At 59.3% G+C, this 17,934-nt stretch carries 11 protein-coding genes; 4 read left to right on the forward strand and 7 right to left on the reverse strand.

Annotated elements, in window-relative coordinates; translation table 11 throughout:
- The first annotated feature begins 33 nt into the window (after window positions 1-33).
- Entirely contained in the window at window positions 34-2,484 is a 2,451-nt protein-coding gene (locus tag ACYQ11_RS05845; RefSeq protein ID WP_459922822.1) for a hybrid sensor histidine kinase/response regulator, read from the forward strand.
- 121 nt (window positions 2,485-2,605) lie between these two features.
- Here the strand turns inward: ACYQ11_RS05845 and ACYQ11_RS05850 are convergent, their stop codons facing one another.
- The 7 genes from ACYQ11_RS05850 to ACYQ11_RS05880 all read right to left on the reverse strand — a co-directional run bounded on the left by ACYQ11_RS05850 (window position 2,606) and on the right by ACYQ11_RS05880 (window position 15,218).
- Entirely contained in the window at window positions 2,606-5,092 is a 2,487-nt protein-coding gene (locus ACYQ11_RS05850; RefSeq protein ID WP_459922823.1) for an LVIVD repeat-containing protein, read from the reverse strand.
- Window positions 5,093-5,417: 325 nt separating this feature from the next.
- On the reverse strand, window positions 5,418-6,428 hold the full coding sequence (locus tag ACYQ11_RS05855; RefSeq protein WP_459922824.1) for an NAD-dependent epimerase/dehydratase family protein: 1,011 nt from the start codon (window positions 6,426-6,428) through the stop codon (window positions 5,418-5,420).
- Between the two features lie 18 nt (window positions 6,429-6,446).
- Window positions 6,447-8,108 (reverse strand): fatty acid CoA ligase family protein, encoded by a 1,662-nt coding sequence (locus ACYQ11_RS05860; protein WP_459922825.1) that lies wholly within the window; start codon window positions 8,106-8,108, stop codon window positions 6,447-6,449.
- Window positions 8,109-8,116: 8 nt separating this feature from the next.
- Window positions 8,117-8,692 carry a hypothetical protein gene (locus tag ACYQ11_RS05865; protein WP_459922826.1) on the reverse strand — a complete coding sequence of 192 codons (576 nt, stop codon included), beginning with the start codon at window positions 8,690-8,692 and terminating at the stop codon, window positions 8,117-8,119.
- A gap of 11 nt (window positions 8,693-8,703) precedes the next feature.
- Window positions 8,704-9,609 (reverse strand): alpha/beta fold hydrolase, encoded by a 906-nt coding sequence (locus ACYQ11_RS05870; RefSeq protein ID WP_459922827.1) that lies wholly within the window; start codon window positions 9,607-9,609, stop codon window positions 8,704-8,706.
- Window positions 9,610-9,696: 87 nt separating this feature from the next.
- A complete protein-coding gene (locus tag ACYQ11_RS05875; protein ID WP_459922828.1) occupies window positions 9,697-10,740 on the reverse strand; it encodes a 3-oxoacyl-ACP synthase III in 1,044 nt (347 codons plus the stop codon).
- 2 nt (window positions 10,741-10,742) lie between these two features.
- Complete coding sequence (locus tag ACYQ11_RS05880; protein WP_459922829.1) at window positions 10,743-15,218, reverse strand: beta-ketoacyl synthase N-terminal-like domain-containing protein; 4,476 nt, start codon at window positions 15,216-15,218, stop codon at window positions 10,743-10,745.
- Between the two features lie 257 nt (window positions 15,219-15,475).
- On the opposite strand from ACYQ11_RS05880, the gene ACYQ11_RS05885 reads away from it, so the two are divergent.
- The 3 genes from ACYQ11_RS05885 (at window position 15,476) to ACYQ11_RS05895 (ending at window position 17,910) form a co-directional block, all read left to right on the forward strand.
- A complete protein-coding gene (locus ACYQ11_RS05885) occupies window positions 15,476-15,910 on the forward strand; it encodes a methylglyoxal synthase (RefSeq protein ID WP_459922830.1) in 435 nt (144 codons plus the stop codon).
- 456 nt (window positions 15,911-16,366) lie between these two features.
- Complete coding sequence (locus ACYQ11_RS05890; RefSeq protein WP_459922831.1) at window positions 16,367-16,639, forward strand: metal-sensitive transcriptional regulator; 273 nt, start codon at window positions 16,367-16,369, stop codon at window positions 16,637-16,639.
- Window positions 16,640-16,668: 29 nt separating this feature from the next.
- Entirely contained in the window at window positions 16,669-17,910 is a 1,242-nt protein-coding gene (locus ACYQ11_RS05895) for a permease (RefSeq protein ID WP_459922832.1), read from the forward strand.
- The last annotated feature ends 24 nt before the right edge of the window (window positions 17,911-17,934 follow it).

The following is a 17,934-nucleotide window of genomic DNA, read 5'->3' on the forward strand; positions in this document are numbered from 1 at the left end:
AAGGGCGGATAGGCGAGCATAAACGGTGGAACCATGAATATTGCAGTGATTTGCGACAATCCTATCATTCAGCGCGTCCTTGAGAGCGAGTTCCATGACACGCGGTTTCGGCCTTTTTTCTTTCATTCGGGGCCGGAGGCCGTCGAACGTCTTTCTGCGGAACCGTTCAGCGCCGTGGTTCTGGCCTTTGTTCCCGTGGTCTGGCATACCCGGGAAATCCGTGAGCGGCAGATCACCCGAAAAGAGGACGGTGAGCCCATACCCATCCTGGGGGGGATGAGCGGCCATGACCGGGATGCCCAGAATGCCGCACGCAAGGCGGGCATCACCCGGATCATCGAAACCCCGTTCGAAGAAGGCGCTCTTAAGGCATCCCTGGAAGGCATGATCAAGCAGGGCATGAGTTTCAAAGGGCTGCGCGTGATGGTGGTCGATGACAGCCGGGCGGTGGTCAAGATTATTTCCGACGTGCTGTATGAACTCGGTATCGATATCGTCACGGCCCCGGACGGACAGAAAGCCTGGGATCTCCTGATGGACGAGTCGGTTGACTTCGACATGGTGATCACCGATCTGAACATGCCGGCGATGAGCGGGGAAGATCTGTGCCGGAATATCCGAAAGAGCGATCGGTTGAAGACCGTCCCCGTGATCATCCTCACCTCCCAGTCGGACAGGGCCACGGAAATCCGCATCTTCAGGGCCGGTGCTTCGGATTTCGTGGTCAAGCCCTTTATCAAGGAAGTATTTATTGCACGGATCAGTGTGCACCTCGAAAGCCGGCTGCTCAACAAGCGTCTCAACGACATGGTCACCGAGCGTACCGTGGATTTGGTTCAGGCCCGGGAAATGGCCGAAGCGGCCAGGGAAGCCGCTGAGGCGGCCAGTGAGGCCAAGAGCGAATTTCTGGCCAACATGAGCCATGAGATCAGGACTCCGATGAACGGGGTCATCGGCATGGTTGATCTTCTGTTTGACACGGATATGTCCGATGAGCAGCGGGATTACGCGGGAATCATCCGGCTCAGCGCGGAATCCCTTTTGTCGGTTATCAACGATATCCTGGACTTTTCCAAAATCAGCGCCGGGAAAATGGATATCGACACCATTGATTTCCATATCCGCGCCCTGATGGATGAAACAGGGGACATGATGGCCATAAGGCTTCAGGAAAAGAACCTGGATTATACCTGCGAGATCGAAAAGGATGTGCCGGCACAACTCTGCGGTGATCCGGGCCGCATCAGGCAGATTCTGATCAATTTTATCGGCAACGCCGTCAAATTTACCGAAAAGGGCGGCGTTCACGTCCATGTTTCGGTGGTCAAACAGAATCACCGTGAAGCGGTGTTGCGTTTCGAGGTCAAGGACACGGGTATCGGGATTCCAAACGAGCTTCTGGGCAAGCTGTTCCGTTCGTTCAGTCAGGTGGACGGGTCGATCAGCCGTCGTTTCGGGGGCACGGGCCTGGGCCTTGCCATCTCCAAGCGCCTGGCCGAACTGATGGGCGGGCAGGTCGGGGTGGAAAGCGTCGAAGGGCAGGGGTCCGTATTCTGGTTTACCGCCGTGCTTGAAACGAAAAAAACATCGGAGAGGCCCGTGGGCTCCCCGCGCGAGTCCCTGACCAGCCGCCGTATTCTTGCCGTGGATGACAACATCACCAATCTTCAGATTATTTCCGCCTATCTGGAATCCTGGGGCTGTCGCTACGCCACGGCGGGGGGCTGCCGGGAGGCGCTGGACATGCTGAAGACCGCCGCCAGGGACAAAGACCCCTTTCACATGGTCCTGACCGACCACATGATGCCGGGCATGGACGGCGAGGCCCTGGGCGCCGCCGTCAAAGCGGATGAGGCTCTTGCCGACACCATTCTCGTCATGCTCAGTTCCCGGGGGCAGCGTGGCGACGCCGGGCGTTTGAAAAAGATCGGGTTTTCCGCTTATCTGACCAAACCGATCAAACGGACCCAGCTTTACGAGTGCCTTGATCTGGTTCTGGACACGGTGACGCGCCGCGGTCCGGACATGACGGCCGTAACCCAACTGGTCACCCGCCACACCCTTGCCGAAACGAAGCTTGCGGCATCGGCGCGCCTTAAGGTCCTTGTGGCCGAGGACAATCCCGTCAACCAGACGCTGATCTTGCGAATTCTCGAAAAAAGAGGCTTTTCGACGGGACTGGCCCAAAACGGGCTGGAGGTGATCGAGGCTCTTGAAAAACAGCATTACGACCTGATCCTGATGGACATGCAGATGCCGGAAATGGACGGCATCGAAGTGACCCGGATTATCCGGGGCAAGGGCCCCGAGGTCTCCTACCGCGATATCCCCATCATCGGCGTTACGGCCAACGCCATGAAACGGGACATGGAACGCTGTCTGGACGCAGGTATGAACGCCTACGTCGCCAAGCCCATCAAAGCCCAGTCCCTCTTCGACGCCATCGACCGCTTCGTTCGACCCTGTCCCGACCACACTATCTGATACGCCGGTACGGCTTAGGTTAACGTCACTGCGTTTATTTAACCCATTTGATGTTTTGATGATAGTCGGAACGCATCATCGAATCAAATGTCCTCCGGCGTCAATCCGGCAGTCCTTGATCTCATAAGGATCGGCCGGTTCTGTCCTTTCCTCGAGAAAACCGGTGAAAAAGAAAGGCCGCTGCAGCCCACAGCGCCGCCGTCAAAAGCAGGATGCCGGTAGCGGGGGATGACAAGGCCTGGGAGACGAAGCAGAAGGAACTGCCGTCGTCGGGCCAGGTCCGGTCGCTGAGGGAACTGCCGTCGTTGGTCACCTGGCGAAAGGCGATGCCCCCGGGGCCGTCGGCAACCATGACGCCCCGGATGGTGGCCTGTCCGGTCAGGGATGTGGACGACGGGACGATGATTTCGGTGGCCAGGATGGCCGAGCCCCGTCCGTAGGATGCCGCATATCCCATGAATTCAGGGTGTTCCATGTCGGTGACCTGATAGAGTAAAATGGCCCGGTCCGGGTTGTCCGTGAGGACGTAGAGGTGGGTGTCGGTGCTGTCGGCGAAGACGGCCACATCGATGGCGTCGCCGTAGGCCGAGGTGTCGATGGTTGCCGCCGTGACGGGGTCCAGCTCAAGGGGCGCGTCGTCCTGGAACAGCCGGATGAGTTTCACGCCGCCCGCACCGTCGGCCAGGGCGGCATAATCACCGGAATGATTGGCTTTGGCGAAGACGCCTCTGGCGTCGGTGCCGTCGATCGTGACAATCTGCGTCGGCAAGGGCGGAATCTGCAACTGATCAGGGTGCTCGTCATCGGGGTTCAGACGGACGATGACAAGGCCTTCAGCGCCTGCCGGAACCATGGCGTAGAGGGCGTCCCCCCGGGCGTAGGCAGTGACGCCGCGGGCCGTCTCGGCGCCCAGGGACAGGTCGATCGGCCGGGGGGTATAGACGGCCGGATTGTCGATGTCGGTGGGGGCCGACACATCCACCACCCACAAATCTTCATCGGGGTCCGTGGTGGCGGCGACAAGCAGGGAGCCCATGGGTTCCACATCGATCACGTCACCGCTCGCGATTCCAATGTTGGACCCCGGGACGAGGATAGGATCGGCGGGGCCGCCTTCATTTGAAATTTCGAAGACCTGGATGCCTGCGTCGCCGTCGGCCACGTAGGCGTAAGAGTTCCATTCATTGATGCAGGCGGCTTTGGCCGTTCCCGGAGTACTTATAAAACGCTCGTGGATGGGCAGCGCCGGGGAGGCGTACCGGGTGATGACGGTTTCGCCTTCCTCGTCGGCGGTCTGGGGTTTGAGCCTAAGCAGGGTCAGTCCGCCGCCGGCTCCGGCGATGTTGTCCGCGATATACACGATGCCCAGGTCCTTCTGGACCCAGAGGCCATGGGCGTTCACCATGGTCCGGGAAGGGGAAAGACCGGGCGGGTCGGTGATGGTGACTTCCGGATCAGCGTCGGGGTCCACGGTCAGATCGACCTTGTAGAGTCCTTCATGGATCGACATGATGTAAGCGGAGTCAGTCTCCACCATGACACTGTTGGCCCCGGTCAGCGGATAGCGGCTGATGGCCCGGGGGGCCGACGGATCGGCCACATTGACGACATTCAGCCCGAAATAGTTGGACTGGCCGGTAGGATCGTAGTTTCCGTGGGTCGTGATAAAGAGATACTCGTTGAATTTGTCAAAGCCCCGGGGAAAAAAGAGCAGCAGGGTCTGTTTGGTGTCGTCGTCGCCGCTCGGGTCGTAGTCGGGGTTCGTCGACTGGGAGAACACAGGTTCGACCACGTCGTTCTCGGGATCGACGTCACAGATGATCAGGTCATGGATGGACGCTTCCGTGCAATAGGCCATGGTGTCCCGAACCAGAAGGGAGCCCGTGGCAATGACCGAGGGCATCTGGGTCAGGTCCGGTGCGGCAATGGTGAGAGGCGTGACATCGAATCCTGAGATGGGAAAACGCGCGATCAGGGGCAGTTTGTTCGAATTCATCAGGACAACGGCATGGACATTCGTGTTGGGACCCTCGGCATAGAGGTCGATCCGCATGGGGGTCATGATGTCCTCGCCGGACACGAGATTCTGCCATCCTTTTTCAAGGGGGATGTCCGGTACGGAAACATCGAGAACCCTCAGGCCGTAACTGTAATCCGCGATAAACAGATAATTCCCGTGAAGGGCGATATCATAGGCGTTGATGCGGTTGACGGAGGCGTAGTGGGCTGAGGTGGTGTACACATGGTCCGCTGATGCATCCGGGGTTTCAAGGGGGGCCAACGGGTTCTGGACATTGACGACCCGGATGCCGGAAAAGCCGCAGGCCGCAAAAAGAAGATGCCGATCATGATCATACAAAAGAGCCCTTATGCCCTCACTGATCGAGGACAGTCTGATGTGGGCCGAAAGGGTGAGGTCGCTTTTGCTGAACACGTTCAGCGTGTCGCCGTCGCCGACGAATACGACATCGAGGTCGGGGTGACCGGCGATGGCCTTGGTCTGGGCCACGGGCCAGCGTGAGCCGGTGCCGACGAACTGGTCGGCCCGGGCCGTTTCAGTGAGTATGGACGCGACCAGCAGGCACATCACGGTGACGATCTGTTTCATCCGGAATCCTTTCGTTTTTGAACCGTCCGGTCCCGGTAGCGGCCTTGGACCTTCTGATGACGGGAGTCGCTTAAAAAAACACCCGTCGTGCCATGGGCCGGTGCGGGGTCATTGAACATATGTCAGATATAATTGAACGATTGTAAAGAGTCAATGCGAGAGTGTCGGATTCGGGAGATCTTAAAGGGTCTTTTCCCAGCCGGTTATCGGCTCAAAATCAGGATGGGCACGCTGCGCTTTACCCATCCTACCTTGTTTCGCCCGTAGGATGGGCAACGCGCAGGGTGCCCATCAGCTGAATTATCGTGAATTGTCGGTATGCGCCTCACCCCGCGATCGGATGCTCCGTGAGCCAGGCCGAGAGGCGGGCCAGCCCCTCGTCGGTGGAGATCAGGGGCCGGTAGCCCAGATCCCGTTTGGCGGCGCTGATGTCGAAATAATGGGAGGTGCCCAGTTCATCGGCCACGAACCGTGTCATCTTCGGTTCGCCGGGCAGGCGGAAGAGGGCGTAGATCCCTTCCAGGACCGCGCCGACACACCAGACCACCCGGTGGGGAAGGGTGCGGGTGATGGGGGGATGGCCTGCGGCGGCAAGAATGCCGTTGATCATGTCCCACATGGGGATGGGGTCGTCCTGGCTGATGAAATAGACCCGGCCGGACAGGGCAGAGCTTTCGGAGAGTTTTTCATGGGCCAGCACATGGGCGTGGGCCGCGTTGTCGATGTAGATGGTGTCCACCAGGTTGTTTCGTTTTCCCACCTTGAACAGCTTTTTGCGACGCTGGATGACCCGGGGCACCAGATGGTTGTCGCGGGGGCCCCAGATCAGATGAGGACGGAGGATGACGGCGGAAAGGCCCCGGTTGCGCTCGGCGTCGAGCACGATGTCTTCGGCCATTTTCTTGGTTTTGATGTAATGGGTGTGGAAGACCTCGGTGTAGGGCACGGATTCGTCCACCCCTTCCATGTCCCCCGCCGTGAACACCACGCTGGGGGAGCTGGTGTGGACCAGATGATGGATACGGTGGCGCACACAGGCGTCGACCACGTGTTCCGTGCCCAGGGTGTTGGTGGTGTAATAGTCCTCGTAACGCCCCCAGACACCGGGTTTGGCCGCTACGTGAAACACGGCGTCCATGCCCCGGACGGCCCGGTCCACATCGTCGGGGTCGGTAAGGTTTCCCTGGATCTGGGCGGCCCCCAGGTCATCCAGGCTGTCATAGCGATTCCGGGAGAAGCTTGTGACCTCATGCCCCTTGTCCATAAGCATCTTCACAATGGCGAATCCGAGAAAGCCGCCGCCGCCGGTGACGAGAATCTTCTGTGTGTCGGTCATCTGCGCCTCGTTTTTAAATTATTGCACCTTCACCTTCGTTTCAGCCCAGTCTTTAAGTTTCTCGCGGAATATCTTGGAATTGTGACGGATATCCACGGGAAAGGAAGGGTGGAACAGAAGGTGGCGGATTGTTTTGGTGTTTTCGAAGGTCTGGGCCAGGGCCAGGAGTTCGTTTTGGATGCGTTTGCGTTCACGCCGGGGTGTTTCGGGTTTCAGCTCGATGATGATCACCGGAATCTGGCTGCCTTTGGAGCCGATGCCCACCAGGGCGCTGCGGTAAACGTCCGGATGATTGTTGAAAATCGCTTCACAGCTGATGGTGTAAAGGGTGTCCCGTCCCGTTTCCACCCGGTGATTTTTCCGGCCGCAGAACCAGATGCGGCCGTTGTTGTCCAGCCAGCCCAGATCCCCCATGCGGTGGCGGATGTGGCCGTTTTCATGGATCTTGGCCATGCGGTCGGCTTCGGGATTGTTGTAGTACTCTGTGGTGACCAGGCTGCCTTTGACCGTGATTTCACCCACCACGCCCGGAGGAACCTCCAGGTCGTCGGACCACTGTTCAATGGGGTCGTCGCTGATCCGGATGATCCTGACGTCCGCGTCCTCGATGGGACGGCCGATGCAGGTGCCGTATCCGTCTTCGCTGAACTGCCGGGTTTCACGGAGGATCTCGTCGCTTTCAATGGACAGGATGGGCACCGACTCCGTGGCGCCGTAGGGTGTGTGAACCTGGGTGTCGCCGGTGAACATGGATGTGAACTGCTCGATGTTGGACGGAAGCACCGGGGCTCCCGCCGAGACAACCCGTTTGAGGGACGGAAGTTTGACGCCGTGGTCCTTGCCGTATTTTCCCACCCGGTTCAAGAGAGCCGGGGAGGCGAACATGTTGGTGACCCCCTGATTCTGAATCGCCTCGATGATTTTGACCGGATTGACCCTGGCCGGTTTGGTGGGGTCCATGTCCGGGATGACGGCCGTCATGCCCAGGGCCGGATCGAACAGGGCGAACAGGGGAAAGGTGGGCAGGTCGATCTCGTCGGCCGTGATCTTGAAGTGGGCCTGAATGTTCCGAAGCTGGGCGTCGAAGGTGCCGTGGGTGTAGACCACGCCCTTGGCCGGGCCGGTGCTGCCCGTGGTGAACAAAATGGCCGCCGTTTCATCGGAAAGGGTCCGTGCGTATTCAAAGGGCTCGTCGGACACATGGCGGATCTGATCGAGGGTGTGTCCCCCCCAGAACAGTCTGCGGCCCACGGTGACCCAGGTTTTCACCGAGGTGAAAAAACGGGAGGCGACGGTCCGGAGCACGTGGGCCAGGGGAATGCCGATAAAGGCCTCGGCTTCGGTGGATGCGAGGCATTCGAGCATGCGTTTCACGCCCATGCCCGGATCGACCACCACGGGGACGGCGCCCGCCTTGAACAGGGCGAAGGTCAGAATGAAAAAATCGATGCAGGGTTTGACCATCAAAATGGTCTTGGTACCCCGGACGATGCCGATGGAGGCAAGGCCCTGGGCCAGGCGGTCCGATTCCCGGTCCAGCTGCGCAAAGGTCAGGTGGGAATAGGTGACCCGACCCTTTTGATCGCGGCCCGCAGGGTAGACCACGGCACGTTTGTAAGGCTGTTTCTCGGCTTGCAGTTTCAGATGGGCGGCCACATTGACCGTGGTAAATTCGTTCATCGGCATCATCACTTTTTGAATCGGTCTCGGGTTTTTTCAAAAAAACTCCGGGCCTCGTCAATGGCCCGAAGCTTGTCGGTCAGGGTTTTGGACTGCACGATGACCGCCTCGGTTTTTTTCAGGAATTCGTCTTTTTTTTCGTCGATCAAAGCCTGGCCGGTTTCGGGGTTGACCGTGACGGAGACGTACAGCATTTCAATCTGTTTTTCAAATTCGGAACGGATCTTGGTGAGGGCGGAAAGGTTCGCGGTCCAGGCCTTGGCCTCGGCCTCGGCGATTTTCTTCTGGTCCGGATAGGTTTCGCCCACGGCCGAGATACGGGCGATTTCACCTTCCGTTCGGCGGATTTCCTCATCGAGAGAGACAAGCATCGCGTAGGCGTCGGGAAGCCGTTCAAAGGAGAAGGCGACAATTTCGGGAGGCAGGTCAATGGTCTCCATGACCGCCGGTTTGTTGCCCATCAGAAAAAGGTAGACGGCGGCTCCGGAAAGGGCCAGGGCAACCGTTAAGACCAGCGCGAGGATCATTTTTTTTCGCGATGATTTCTTTGCCTTTTTTTTGGTGTCCTTGTCATCCGCCATCATATCACCCGTCGTTATTCATCCAGCGGATGCTTGGCCAGAAAGGCCTCGATATGGGCCAGAATTTTATCCGGGGCGTCTTCCAGAAGATAGTGGCCCGCACTGGGGAACAGCCGGGCATGGACCCGCGGGAAACGCCGCTTCCACTCGTTGAAATAGTCCATGGTAAAGACGAAATCGTGTTTTCCCCAGACGATGGTCATGGGGATGTCTGAAAGGGTGTGGAGATTCTCGTCCACGGATTTGACCAGATCGTAACTGGGATCTTTCGGCGTGAGGGGGATGTCCTGCACGAACCGGTAAGTGGCGATGCGGTTCTTCCAACTGTTGTAGGGAAGAATCAGCCCTTTTTTGACATCGGGGGCAAGGGGCCGCCGGGGGGCCATGTACAGGGCGGCCCGGGCGAAAAGATTGAAGCCCAGGGTGGCGATTTTCGCAAAGGGCGTGATGTAGCGCATGATCCATAGCCGCAGGGGAATACCCCGACCCGGCGGAAAGAAGCCCGAGGTGTTGGTGATCACCAGGCGACCGATCCGTTCCGGCCGGCGAAGGGCGTAGCAGAGGCCGATCATGCCGCCCCAGTCATGGACGATGAGGGTGAGCTTCCGGTCAAGGTTCAGGTGATCGATGAGGGTTTCAAGGTCATCCACCCGGCTTTTCAGGCGATAGTCGTATTGGTCCGTGCCGGGTTTGTCCGACAGGCCGCAGCCGATGTGGTCCACGGCGATGGTCCGGTATGATCCGGACAGTCCCGCGATCAGGTGACGGAAGTAAAAGGACCAGGTGGGATTTCCGTGAATCATGATCAAAGGATCGCCGGAGCCTTCGTCGATGTAGTGGTAGTTGAAGCCCCGGACGGAAAGGTAATGGGAGTCAAACGGGTACAGATGCCGGATGTCGGTCAGATCCATGGTCGTCATGTCAATGGGTTTCCTTGAGAATAATCGGTGAACAGGTCGTTTATAGACGACAAAGGGCCGCCGATGCAATGATAAATTCGGTCCGACCTACCATTCGACGGCCAGCATCATGCAGTTCAGGCCGCTGCCGATACCCAGGAACCCCACCAGATCGCCCTTCTGGAGAAAGTCCCTCTCCGAGGCGATGGCCGCCGTCAGGGGGAGGGACACGGTGCCGATATTCCCCAGATACGGGTAGGTGGCGTAGTCTTTGTTCGTGTCGATGCCCAGGGTTTCCATGATGAGCTTCTGGTGGGCCGACCCCACCTGATGGCAGATGACCTTGTCCGGCTGGTCCGGCCGGAGTTTCATTTCCTGTTTGAAGGCTTCGAAGGTGTCCTTGCCCAGTTTGGTTCCGTGGTTGAGAACCCCGACCGAGTCGGTTTCCATGTAAACCTGGGCCCCGGCTCCCATGACCCCCGCATCGGGGCCCCAGATGCACAGTTTGTGGTGCTCCACGGCGTTTCTAAGGACGCCGCCCTTGAGCCGGTGACCCTTGTCCGAAATCTCGGCTGCGGTGAGGAGCACGGCCACGGCGCCGGAACCGCCGGTCATGGTGGCGATGGTCTTCCGGAAGGCCTCCATGGTGGGATCGGCGATCAGCCGGTCGATGGTCAGGTCGACAATCTGGCGGGCCGATTCGGACGACACCACGATCCCGGCCTTGATCTGGCCCAGTTCGATGGCGTTGGCCACCTGGATCATGCCGGTCAGAACCCCCAGGCAGGCGTTGGACACGTCGTAGACCACCGCATGGGAACCCACCCCGATGCAGTCGGCCACCGAGCAGGCCGTGGCCGGTTCGATGTTGTCGCGGCAGACACCGCCGTAGATGACCATGCCGATGTCGGCGGCCGACAGGCCCGATTTGGCCAGAGCCCGTTTGGCGGCGATGGACGCTCCTTCGTGCATGGAGTGACGGTGATGCCAGTACCGTCGTTCGTAAATGCCGGTCAGAGCTTCGAGCTGGCCCGGATTCAGGCGCATTTTTTTGTAGACCGGCTCCAGTCGTTTTTCCAGATCGCTGGAGCTGACCACCACCGGTGCCAGTTCATAGCCGAATGAATCGATGTAGACCTTCGAGTAGTTCATGATCACGCAATCCCCCAATAACGTTCAATATCACTTCGGGTGACTCCCGATAGCTTCATGGACATGTCCCGGAACATGACGATGTGCTGGTCGTGGGCGAACATATGGGCGTCCGCCAGCACATAGGGTTCCGGATTGTATCCGATTTCCTTGATATCAACCTGATAGAACACATGCTTTGTCGCAACGGTCACCGGTCCCCGGCATTTGAGCACGCTTTTTACGTTGGGGATCGGTTCACAGACGACATCGGTCAGATCGGTGATCCATCCCATGCGCATGGTGAAGATGCGCAGTGTGTGCATGCAGCACTCGTACATCAGGGTGCCGGGCATGACCATGTCGTCGACGAAATGGCAGGTCAGAAACCAGTCATCCGGATGGATGTCCGCCTGGGCCCTTATGGAACCCAGACCGTAACGGCCTCCGGCCGGGTCGATTTCAAGCACCCGGTCCACCAGCTTCATGCGACCGCCGGGGATGACCATGGACGGTGAAATCCGCCTGGATTTGAACAACGGTCCGAAGGCGCCTTCCGCATCCCCCCGCCTGAGCGCGTCGACCTGATTGTCGGTCAGACTGTAAGTCTCACCGGAATGGAAAAAAGAGGTGAGATCCTTCCAGTCGGCGGCAAGCACTCCGGGAACGCGGGCGGTTTCCTCTGCGGTGAGGATGATGCCGCCGGAGTCTTTGACCTCTTTTTCGGTGAAGAAACCGGCACAGCCGTTTCGCATGCTGATGATGTGGCGGTCGCCGATGTAGCCGTTGAACCGGAAGAAAAACAGGTAGGTCTCTCCCTGGTGGATGAACCGGTCGATGTCGATGACATAACGGATCGTGTCGCCGGGTTTGGGCAGGCCGCTGTGAAACTCGGCCACGGCGTCGAGCAGCCGGTAGCTGCGCTTGCCTTTGACGGCCAGATCGATGCCCAGGTAGGAGCAGAGAAAGAGATCGGCCTGACCGGCCTCGATGGAGATGCACACCGGGCAGCGTCCGCCGTCCAGATACCAGGCTCCGGGAAGGACATCGTGCTCGGTCACCACCGTGCCGGAGCCCAGCGAGCCTTTTTCACCTGTAACGGACATGATCCGGTCCACCAGCATCAGGGGTTCGTCGGGCAGACGGACCCGGACCTTGTACGTGTCGACCTCATCGAACATGGGGCCCAGCACCTTGCCGATGGAGCCGATGGCGAATTCCATGCACATGTCGCGGGGAAACGTCGGTTCCGGCCGGGGCGGCGCCTTCGGTTCGAAGACGGGTTCCACAGGAATCGTCAACGGTGCGGGGGTCTGCGGAATGTGCCGGGCGACGGGGGGTGTTTTCGGATCGCAGGCAAAGGGCCGGTCGATCACAAGGGCATCCGCCAATGCCGGATCACCCGCGGAAACAGCCCGGCCGATCAGGTCACTCTGGAAGTCCAGGGCGTCGGCAAAGGCCCGGGTCATGGTTTGGGAAAATTCGAGGTACCGGGTGTGGGCCCGGGCCGTCTGGGCGATGGTGTCCTCGAAGGATCGGAGGGTCTGCCCGAAAAAATCATGATCGATCGCATCCGTCTGGCCCGAACATGCCGGGGTGATGACCGGGCGACCGGGCCGAATGGGCCGGACGCCTTCCGGAAGCACGCCTGAGAGGGGCGGGCCGCAAACGGGCAGGGTCACCGTTTTTGCTCCGGGCTTGCGCGTCATGGCCGACACGGGTTTCAGAGGGGCCGTGCCGGGTTTTGTGTGAGCGTCTTCGTCGGGGGCATTTTCGATGATCACGTGGCAGACGTTGCCGTCCGGACTGATGGAGCCCAAAAGGGCTCTGCGGACCGGCGTGTCCCAGGCTTTTTTCGCAGCGGGTGCGTTGAAGGTCCGGATGTCAAACGGTGATCCGCCGGAAAGGCCATGGGGTCCAAAGGGGGGGATCGTCCGCTGATAGACGCACAAACAGGTTTTGATCAGGGCCGTCAGCCCCGATGCCGCTCCGGTCTGGCCGGTGACGGGACTGGTACACCCCAGGGCCACGGGACCGGACACGCCGCTGAAACAATCGCTGACGGCCCGGGCTTCGGCGCTGTCTTCGGGCACAAAGCCGCCGGCGTGGCATTCGATATAACCGATGGCGGACGGGGTCAGCCGGGCATCGGTGAACGTCCGGTCAAGGGATGCGGCGTAGGCGTCTGCCAGATGGTCCGGACCGGCCACGGCCCCGCCGACGCCTTTGATCACGGCATAGATCCGGTCTCCGTCGGTCCGGGCCTGATCCAGACGCTTGAGGACCACGGCGACGGCGCCTTCACCGGGCAGGGTCCCCGGCGAGGCCGGATCAAAGGGCGTGATGGTGTCCGAATGGGACCAGGAACGCTGGTGCCGCATGGTGACCAGATTGCGGATTTCGCCGGGAAGATCCACGGCTCCGGCAAGGAACAGATCGGCCTCGTTGTTCTGGATGGCCCGAAGGCCGACGGCCAGGGCCTTGAGGCCGGACGTGTCCTCACCGGACACGATGAAACTGGGGCCTCCCAGCCGGAACTCCTTGGCCACGCGGCTGGCGATGATTCCGCCAAGGGCGCCGGTGGTCCGGGCGGCGGTCAGGGGCGGCTGAACCTGTTTTTTGAGATCCGACAGCCAGACCTGTTCCTGATCGGGGGAAAGCCCCAATCCATAGTCACGGTTCCAGGAACTCACCTGGTTTTCCAGGTTCCAGCGCAGATGGAAGTTGGCGGCCTCGAAATCCTGGTTCATGCCGATGGCCGTTCCCATGCGGGGCCGGTCCTCGCGCCTTGCAAGGCCCGCATCGTCCATGGCCCGGGCCGCCGCCTTGAGCATCAAAAGATGCTGGGGCAGGATGTCCGCAAATTCATTGGGGGGGATGTGAAATTCGCCGATGGAAACCGTCAGCCCGTTCAGGTAATTCCCCCGGGGCAGGGGGGTGCCGGCAAGGTGTACCAGAGCGGCCCTGTCCGTACCGCGAAGGCGTTCGGCAGGGGCCGGCGAACCGGTCATGGGTCGGGCGTCAAAGATAAGATCCTGAAATCCAGACAGATCATCCGTCGGACCGAACACCGCTCCAAGACCCACGATGGCCACATCGGGCCGTTTGGGATCGGGCATGGCGGGAACCGCATAAGTTTTGGCACGGGTCGGTTCCCATTCCTCCATCAGGACATGGGCGTTGGTCCCTCCGAAACCGAATGCGCTGACGGCGGCCCGTCGGGGTCGGTGTGCGGGCCGGGGCCAGGGGGCGGCCTGGCTTAAAACGGTAAAGGGTCCGTCGATCAGGGGACTGCCGGAGGCCGGGGCCTTAAAATTCAGGGACGGAGGCAGGGTTTTGCGGGTCAGTGAAAGGATGCTTTTTAGCGCGCCGGCGATGCCCGCGCCGGTCAGAAGGTGGCCGATCATGGATTTGACGCTGCCGATGGCGCACTGGTTCCGGGTCCATCCGGACGATCCCCAGACCGCGCGCAGGCTCTTGAGTTCGATGGCGTCGCCCACCGGCGTACCGGTGCCGTGGCATTCGATATGATCCACATCGACGGGAGACCAGCCGGTGGTCGCATAGGCAAGGCGCATGGCCCGGACCTGGCCTTCCGTGTCCGGCGCCAGAAGGTTGCCGCCGATATCGTTGGTAAGGCCCGCACCGTGGATCAGGGCGTGAATGGTGTCCTTGTCGCGCAGGGCGTCATCCAGACGTTTGAGAACGATGATGCCGGCACCTTCGCCGACCACCAGACCGTCGGCCGAGGCGTCGAAGGGGGCGCAGACGCCCGAGGGGGACAGGGCCTTGAGCTGGGTGAACCCGGCCTGGGTGAACAGGGATTCGGGGCGGGACACGCCCCCGGCCAGCATCATGTCCGCCCGGCCTGAGGCAAGTTCGTCGCAGGCCAGTTTGATCGCATACAGGGATGAGGCGCAGGCGGCATCCAGTGTGTAACTCCCGCCGCCCAGATCAAGACCTCGGGCCAGGAGCGCACCGGGCAGGGCCGTCACCCGTGAGGCCAGACATTGGGCCGGTGAGAGCGGGGCCATGGTGTGAAGGATATCATCGCCGAACATGGAGGCCTCGACGGTTTTCCCGAGAATCTCCCGGGTGACCCGTGACGCGGCGTCCGTGGGCAGGGCGATGGCGGCGAGAATGACGCCGCATCGTTTCCTTAGATCGTCGGTGGTCCGAACCGACCTAAGGGCGTCCCGTCCTGCGGTCAAAGCCAGGTGATACATGGGGTCCAGTTCCGAAAGCAGGCCGGGTGAAAGAGCAAATCCTTCGGCGTCAAAATGGAAATTCCGGATCAGACCGGCTTTCCGGGACAGGGTTCTGTCCGGTGCGACCGTTTGTGCGACCGTCCGGGCCGGATTCAGAATCCACCGGTCTTCGGGGACCTCGCCGATGGCGCAGATGCCGCCTTCGATATGGGACCAGAAGGTGTCGATGTCGTTTGCGCCGGGGAAAACCCCGGCCATCCCGACCACGGCGATGGGTGAATGTGACGTCATAAATTAAACATTGCTTGGTTTGAGGTTGTCGATAATGGAGCCATACTATAATGAGGGGCTTTTGAAAGGCAAGGTGCAAGGCGGGACGGCATGTAATACTTTTGTAAATCAGGCGAATGAACCCGACGAGCTGCCCCTGTCCTTCACTAAATCCTTTCGACTCGAAGGTGATTTTGATATGAATGGATTCCGATCGTGCCCGTCACCGCTTCGGCTGGTACGGACCATTTCAATTGCCAACACGGAGGCCCAATCCCATGACACCCAGAAAACGCATTGCCCTGATCGCCCACGACGCCCGGAAAATGGATCTCCTTGAGTGGGCGGACAAGAACCGGGACATTCTGTCCCGGCATGACCTCTGCGGCACCGGCACCACCGGCGGACTGATCGCCGAAAAATGCGGGCTCGATGTCCGGCGTTACAAGAGCGGTCCTCTGGGCGGCGACCAGCAGATCGGCGCCCTGATCGCCGACATGGGCCTTGATATCATGATTTTTTTCTGGGATCCCATGGCGGCCCAGCCCCACGACGTGGATGTCAAGGCCCTGCTCCGGATGAGCGTGCTGTACAACGTGGCCGTGGCCTGCAACCGGGCCTCCGCCGACTTTCTTATCTCAAGCCCCCTGATGACCGCGAATTACAACGCCGAAATCAAAGATTACAGCCGATACATTCCCAAACCCCTTTAAGTCCTCATTTCTCTGACAGGTCGTTTCGCTTTGGAAGCGGCCTTACTTTGACGGCGGCGTTAAATCAGGGCAATCGCATGTATTGTATGGCCCCCTGAGGGACGTGTTTCACGAGCAGGTTCCATATGATGGTGTTAGGCTTTGACAAATCATGTTTCCTTCGTGCTCTTCGTGTGCTTCAGGGAGCGCAGCGACCGGGTGGTTGAATGATTTAACCACGAAGGTCACGAAGAGCCACGAAGAAAAGAGCCGGAGTTCTTTTCTATCATGACCTTGGATACGCATAATGATGATACAGGTAAGATACTCCGGCCTGTCGTGGTCGTGAATGTGAAAAAACGATAAATGCGATTGTCCTGTTTCGAAAAAACAGAGTTGACCTTTTGCAGACGGAGTCTTAATGTATGTCCATGGATACCCTACTGGGGTATGGTATTAATCAGGGACGGAGGAGAGATGATCAACGAAGCGGTGAAGAGCGAGGCCATGACGCGGCTCAAGAAGGTGGAGGGGCAGATTCGGGGAATCATGAAGATGGTGGAGAATGAAAAATACTGCATCGACATCATCAACCAGATTACCGCAGCGGAAAAAGCGCTGTCGGGTGTCTCCCGGATCATCATGAAACGGCATGTGGAAAGCTGTGTGGCCTCGGCCATCAGTCTGGGGCAGGGGCAGCAGGCCATCGATGAGCTGGTGGAGACCATCTACAAGGTCCGCAAGGGTTGACGGCCTGAGGTGTTGAAAGGAGTAACGGCATGGATTTTATTGTGTATTTGATCAGGGAGATCGCCTTGTTTTTCAATGAGGTGGCGATTTACCTGCTGTTCGGTTTTCTGGTGGCGGCGATTCTGCATATTTTTTTTCCCGAATCGCTGGTTCGGAAGCATCTGGGGAAAAACTCCATGGGCTCGGTCGTCAAGGCCACCCTGTTCGGTATTCCGCTTCCCTTATGTTCCTGCGGGGTGGTGCCGGTGGCCACCTCGCTGAAAAACAGCGGGGCCTCCAAAGGGGCCACGGTGTCGTTTCTGATTACCACGCCGGAAGTGGGGGCCGACAGTTTTCTTGTCACCTACTCCCTGCTCGGGTGGGTGTTCGGGGTGTTCCGTGTGGTCTCGTCCATCGTGACGGGTTTCTTCGCCGGACTTCTGGTTAACCTTTTCGGGAAAAACGACGAGGGAACCATGCTGCCCATGGCGGTCATGGAAAAAAAAGAATCCATGAAAGACCGGGCTCGCAATACGCCGCGTTATCTGGAATACGAACTTCTGGGTTCCATTGCCAATCCGCTTCTTTTGGGGTTTCTGATCGCGGGGCTCATCGCCGTGTTTATTCCCGAGGGCTTTTTCGAGCGGTACATGGGAAGCGACTTTCTGTCCATGCTCCTGATGCTGGTCATCGGGATTCCCATGTATGTCTGCGCCTCGGCCTCCACACCCATCGCCGCCTCGCTGATCATGAAAGGCATGTCCCCCGGGGCGGCCCTGGTCTTTCTGCTGACCGGCCCCGCCACCAACGCCATCGGCATTACGACGATCGCCAAGGTCGTGGGCAAACGTTCCGTGGGCATTTATCTGACTGTTATCTGTGTGGCCAGCCTGACCGCAGGCTATGTGTTGAATCTGTTCGTGGGGTATTTCGGCTTCAGCCGGGTGATCACGCTCCATCACCAGGGCATGCTGCCGTCCTGGCTCAAGCTCACCGGGTCGGCGATTCTGGCTGCCATGCTGATCTGGTATTATCTGGACACCCGGGTGCTTGCCGCACTTAGGAAAAGGAAGGTGAATATGGCTGAAAAAGTTGTCCTGAGCGTATCGGGCATGAACTGCATGCACTGTTCGAATTCGGTAAAAAAAGCGGTGGAAAGCGTGGAGGGAACCTCCAACGTCAATGTGGATCTCTCTGCCAAACGCGTGGTCTTCGATATCCGGGAGAACGCCTTTGTCGACAAGGTGAAAAACGCCATTACCTTTGCGGGGTTCACCGTGGACAATACCTGATTGCTCAGTGTCAAGGCGGCGTCC

It is taken from the genome of Desulfatiferula olefinivorans (assembly GCF_054657895.1).

What these genes read in the sequence shown, in the direction of transcription:
- ACYQ11_RS05895 (WP_459922832.1), top strand. Translation starts at nt 16,669, where the DNA reads ATGGATTTTATTGTGTATTTGATCAGGGAGATCGCCTTGTTTTTCAAT.
- ACYQ11_RS05870 (WP_459922827.1), bottom strand. Translation starts at nt 9,609, where the DNA reads ATGACGACCATGGATCTGACCGACATCCGGCATCTGTACCCGTTTGAC.
- ACYQ11_RS05885 (WP_459922830.1), top strand. Translation starts at nt 15,476, where the DNA reads ATGACACCCAGAAAACGCATTGCCCTGATCGCCCACGACGCCCGGAAA.
- ACYQ11_RS05890 (WP_459922831.1), top strand. Translation starts at nt 16,367, where the DNA reads ATGATCAACGAAGCGGTGAAGAGCGAGGCCATGACGCGGCTCAAGAAG.
- ACYQ11_RS05865 (WP_459922826.1), bottom strand. Translation starts at nt 8,692, where the DNA reads ATGATGGCGGATGACAAGGACACCAAAAAAAAGGCAAAGAAATCATCG.
- ACYQ11_RS05850 (WP_459922823.1), bottom strand. Translation starts at nt 5,092, where the DNA reads ATGAAACAGATCGTCACCGTGATGTGCCTGCTGGTCGCGTCCATACTC.
- ACYQ11_RS05855 (WP_459922824.1), bottom strand. Translation starts at nt 6,428, where the DNA reads ATGACCGACACACAGAAGATTCTCGTCACCGGCGGCGGCGGCTTTCTC.
- ACYQ11_RS05880 (WP_459922829.1), bottom strand. Translation starts at nt 15,218, where the DNA reads ATGACGTCACATTCACCCATCGCCGTGGTCGGGATGGCCGGGGTTTTC.
- ACYQ11_RS05860 (WP_459922825.1), bottom strand. Translation starts at nt 8,108, where the DNA reads ATGAACGAATTTACCACGGTCAATGTGGCCGCCCATCTGAAACTGCAA.
- ACYQ11_RS05875 (WP_459922828.1), bottom strand. Translation starts at nt 10,740, where the DNA reads ATGAACTACTCGAAGGTCTACATCGATTCATTCGGCTATGAACTGGCA.
- ACYQ11_RS05845 (WP_459922822.1), top strand. Translation starts at nt 34, where the DNA reads ATGAATATTGCAGTGATTTGCGACAATCCTATCATTCAGCGCGTCCTT.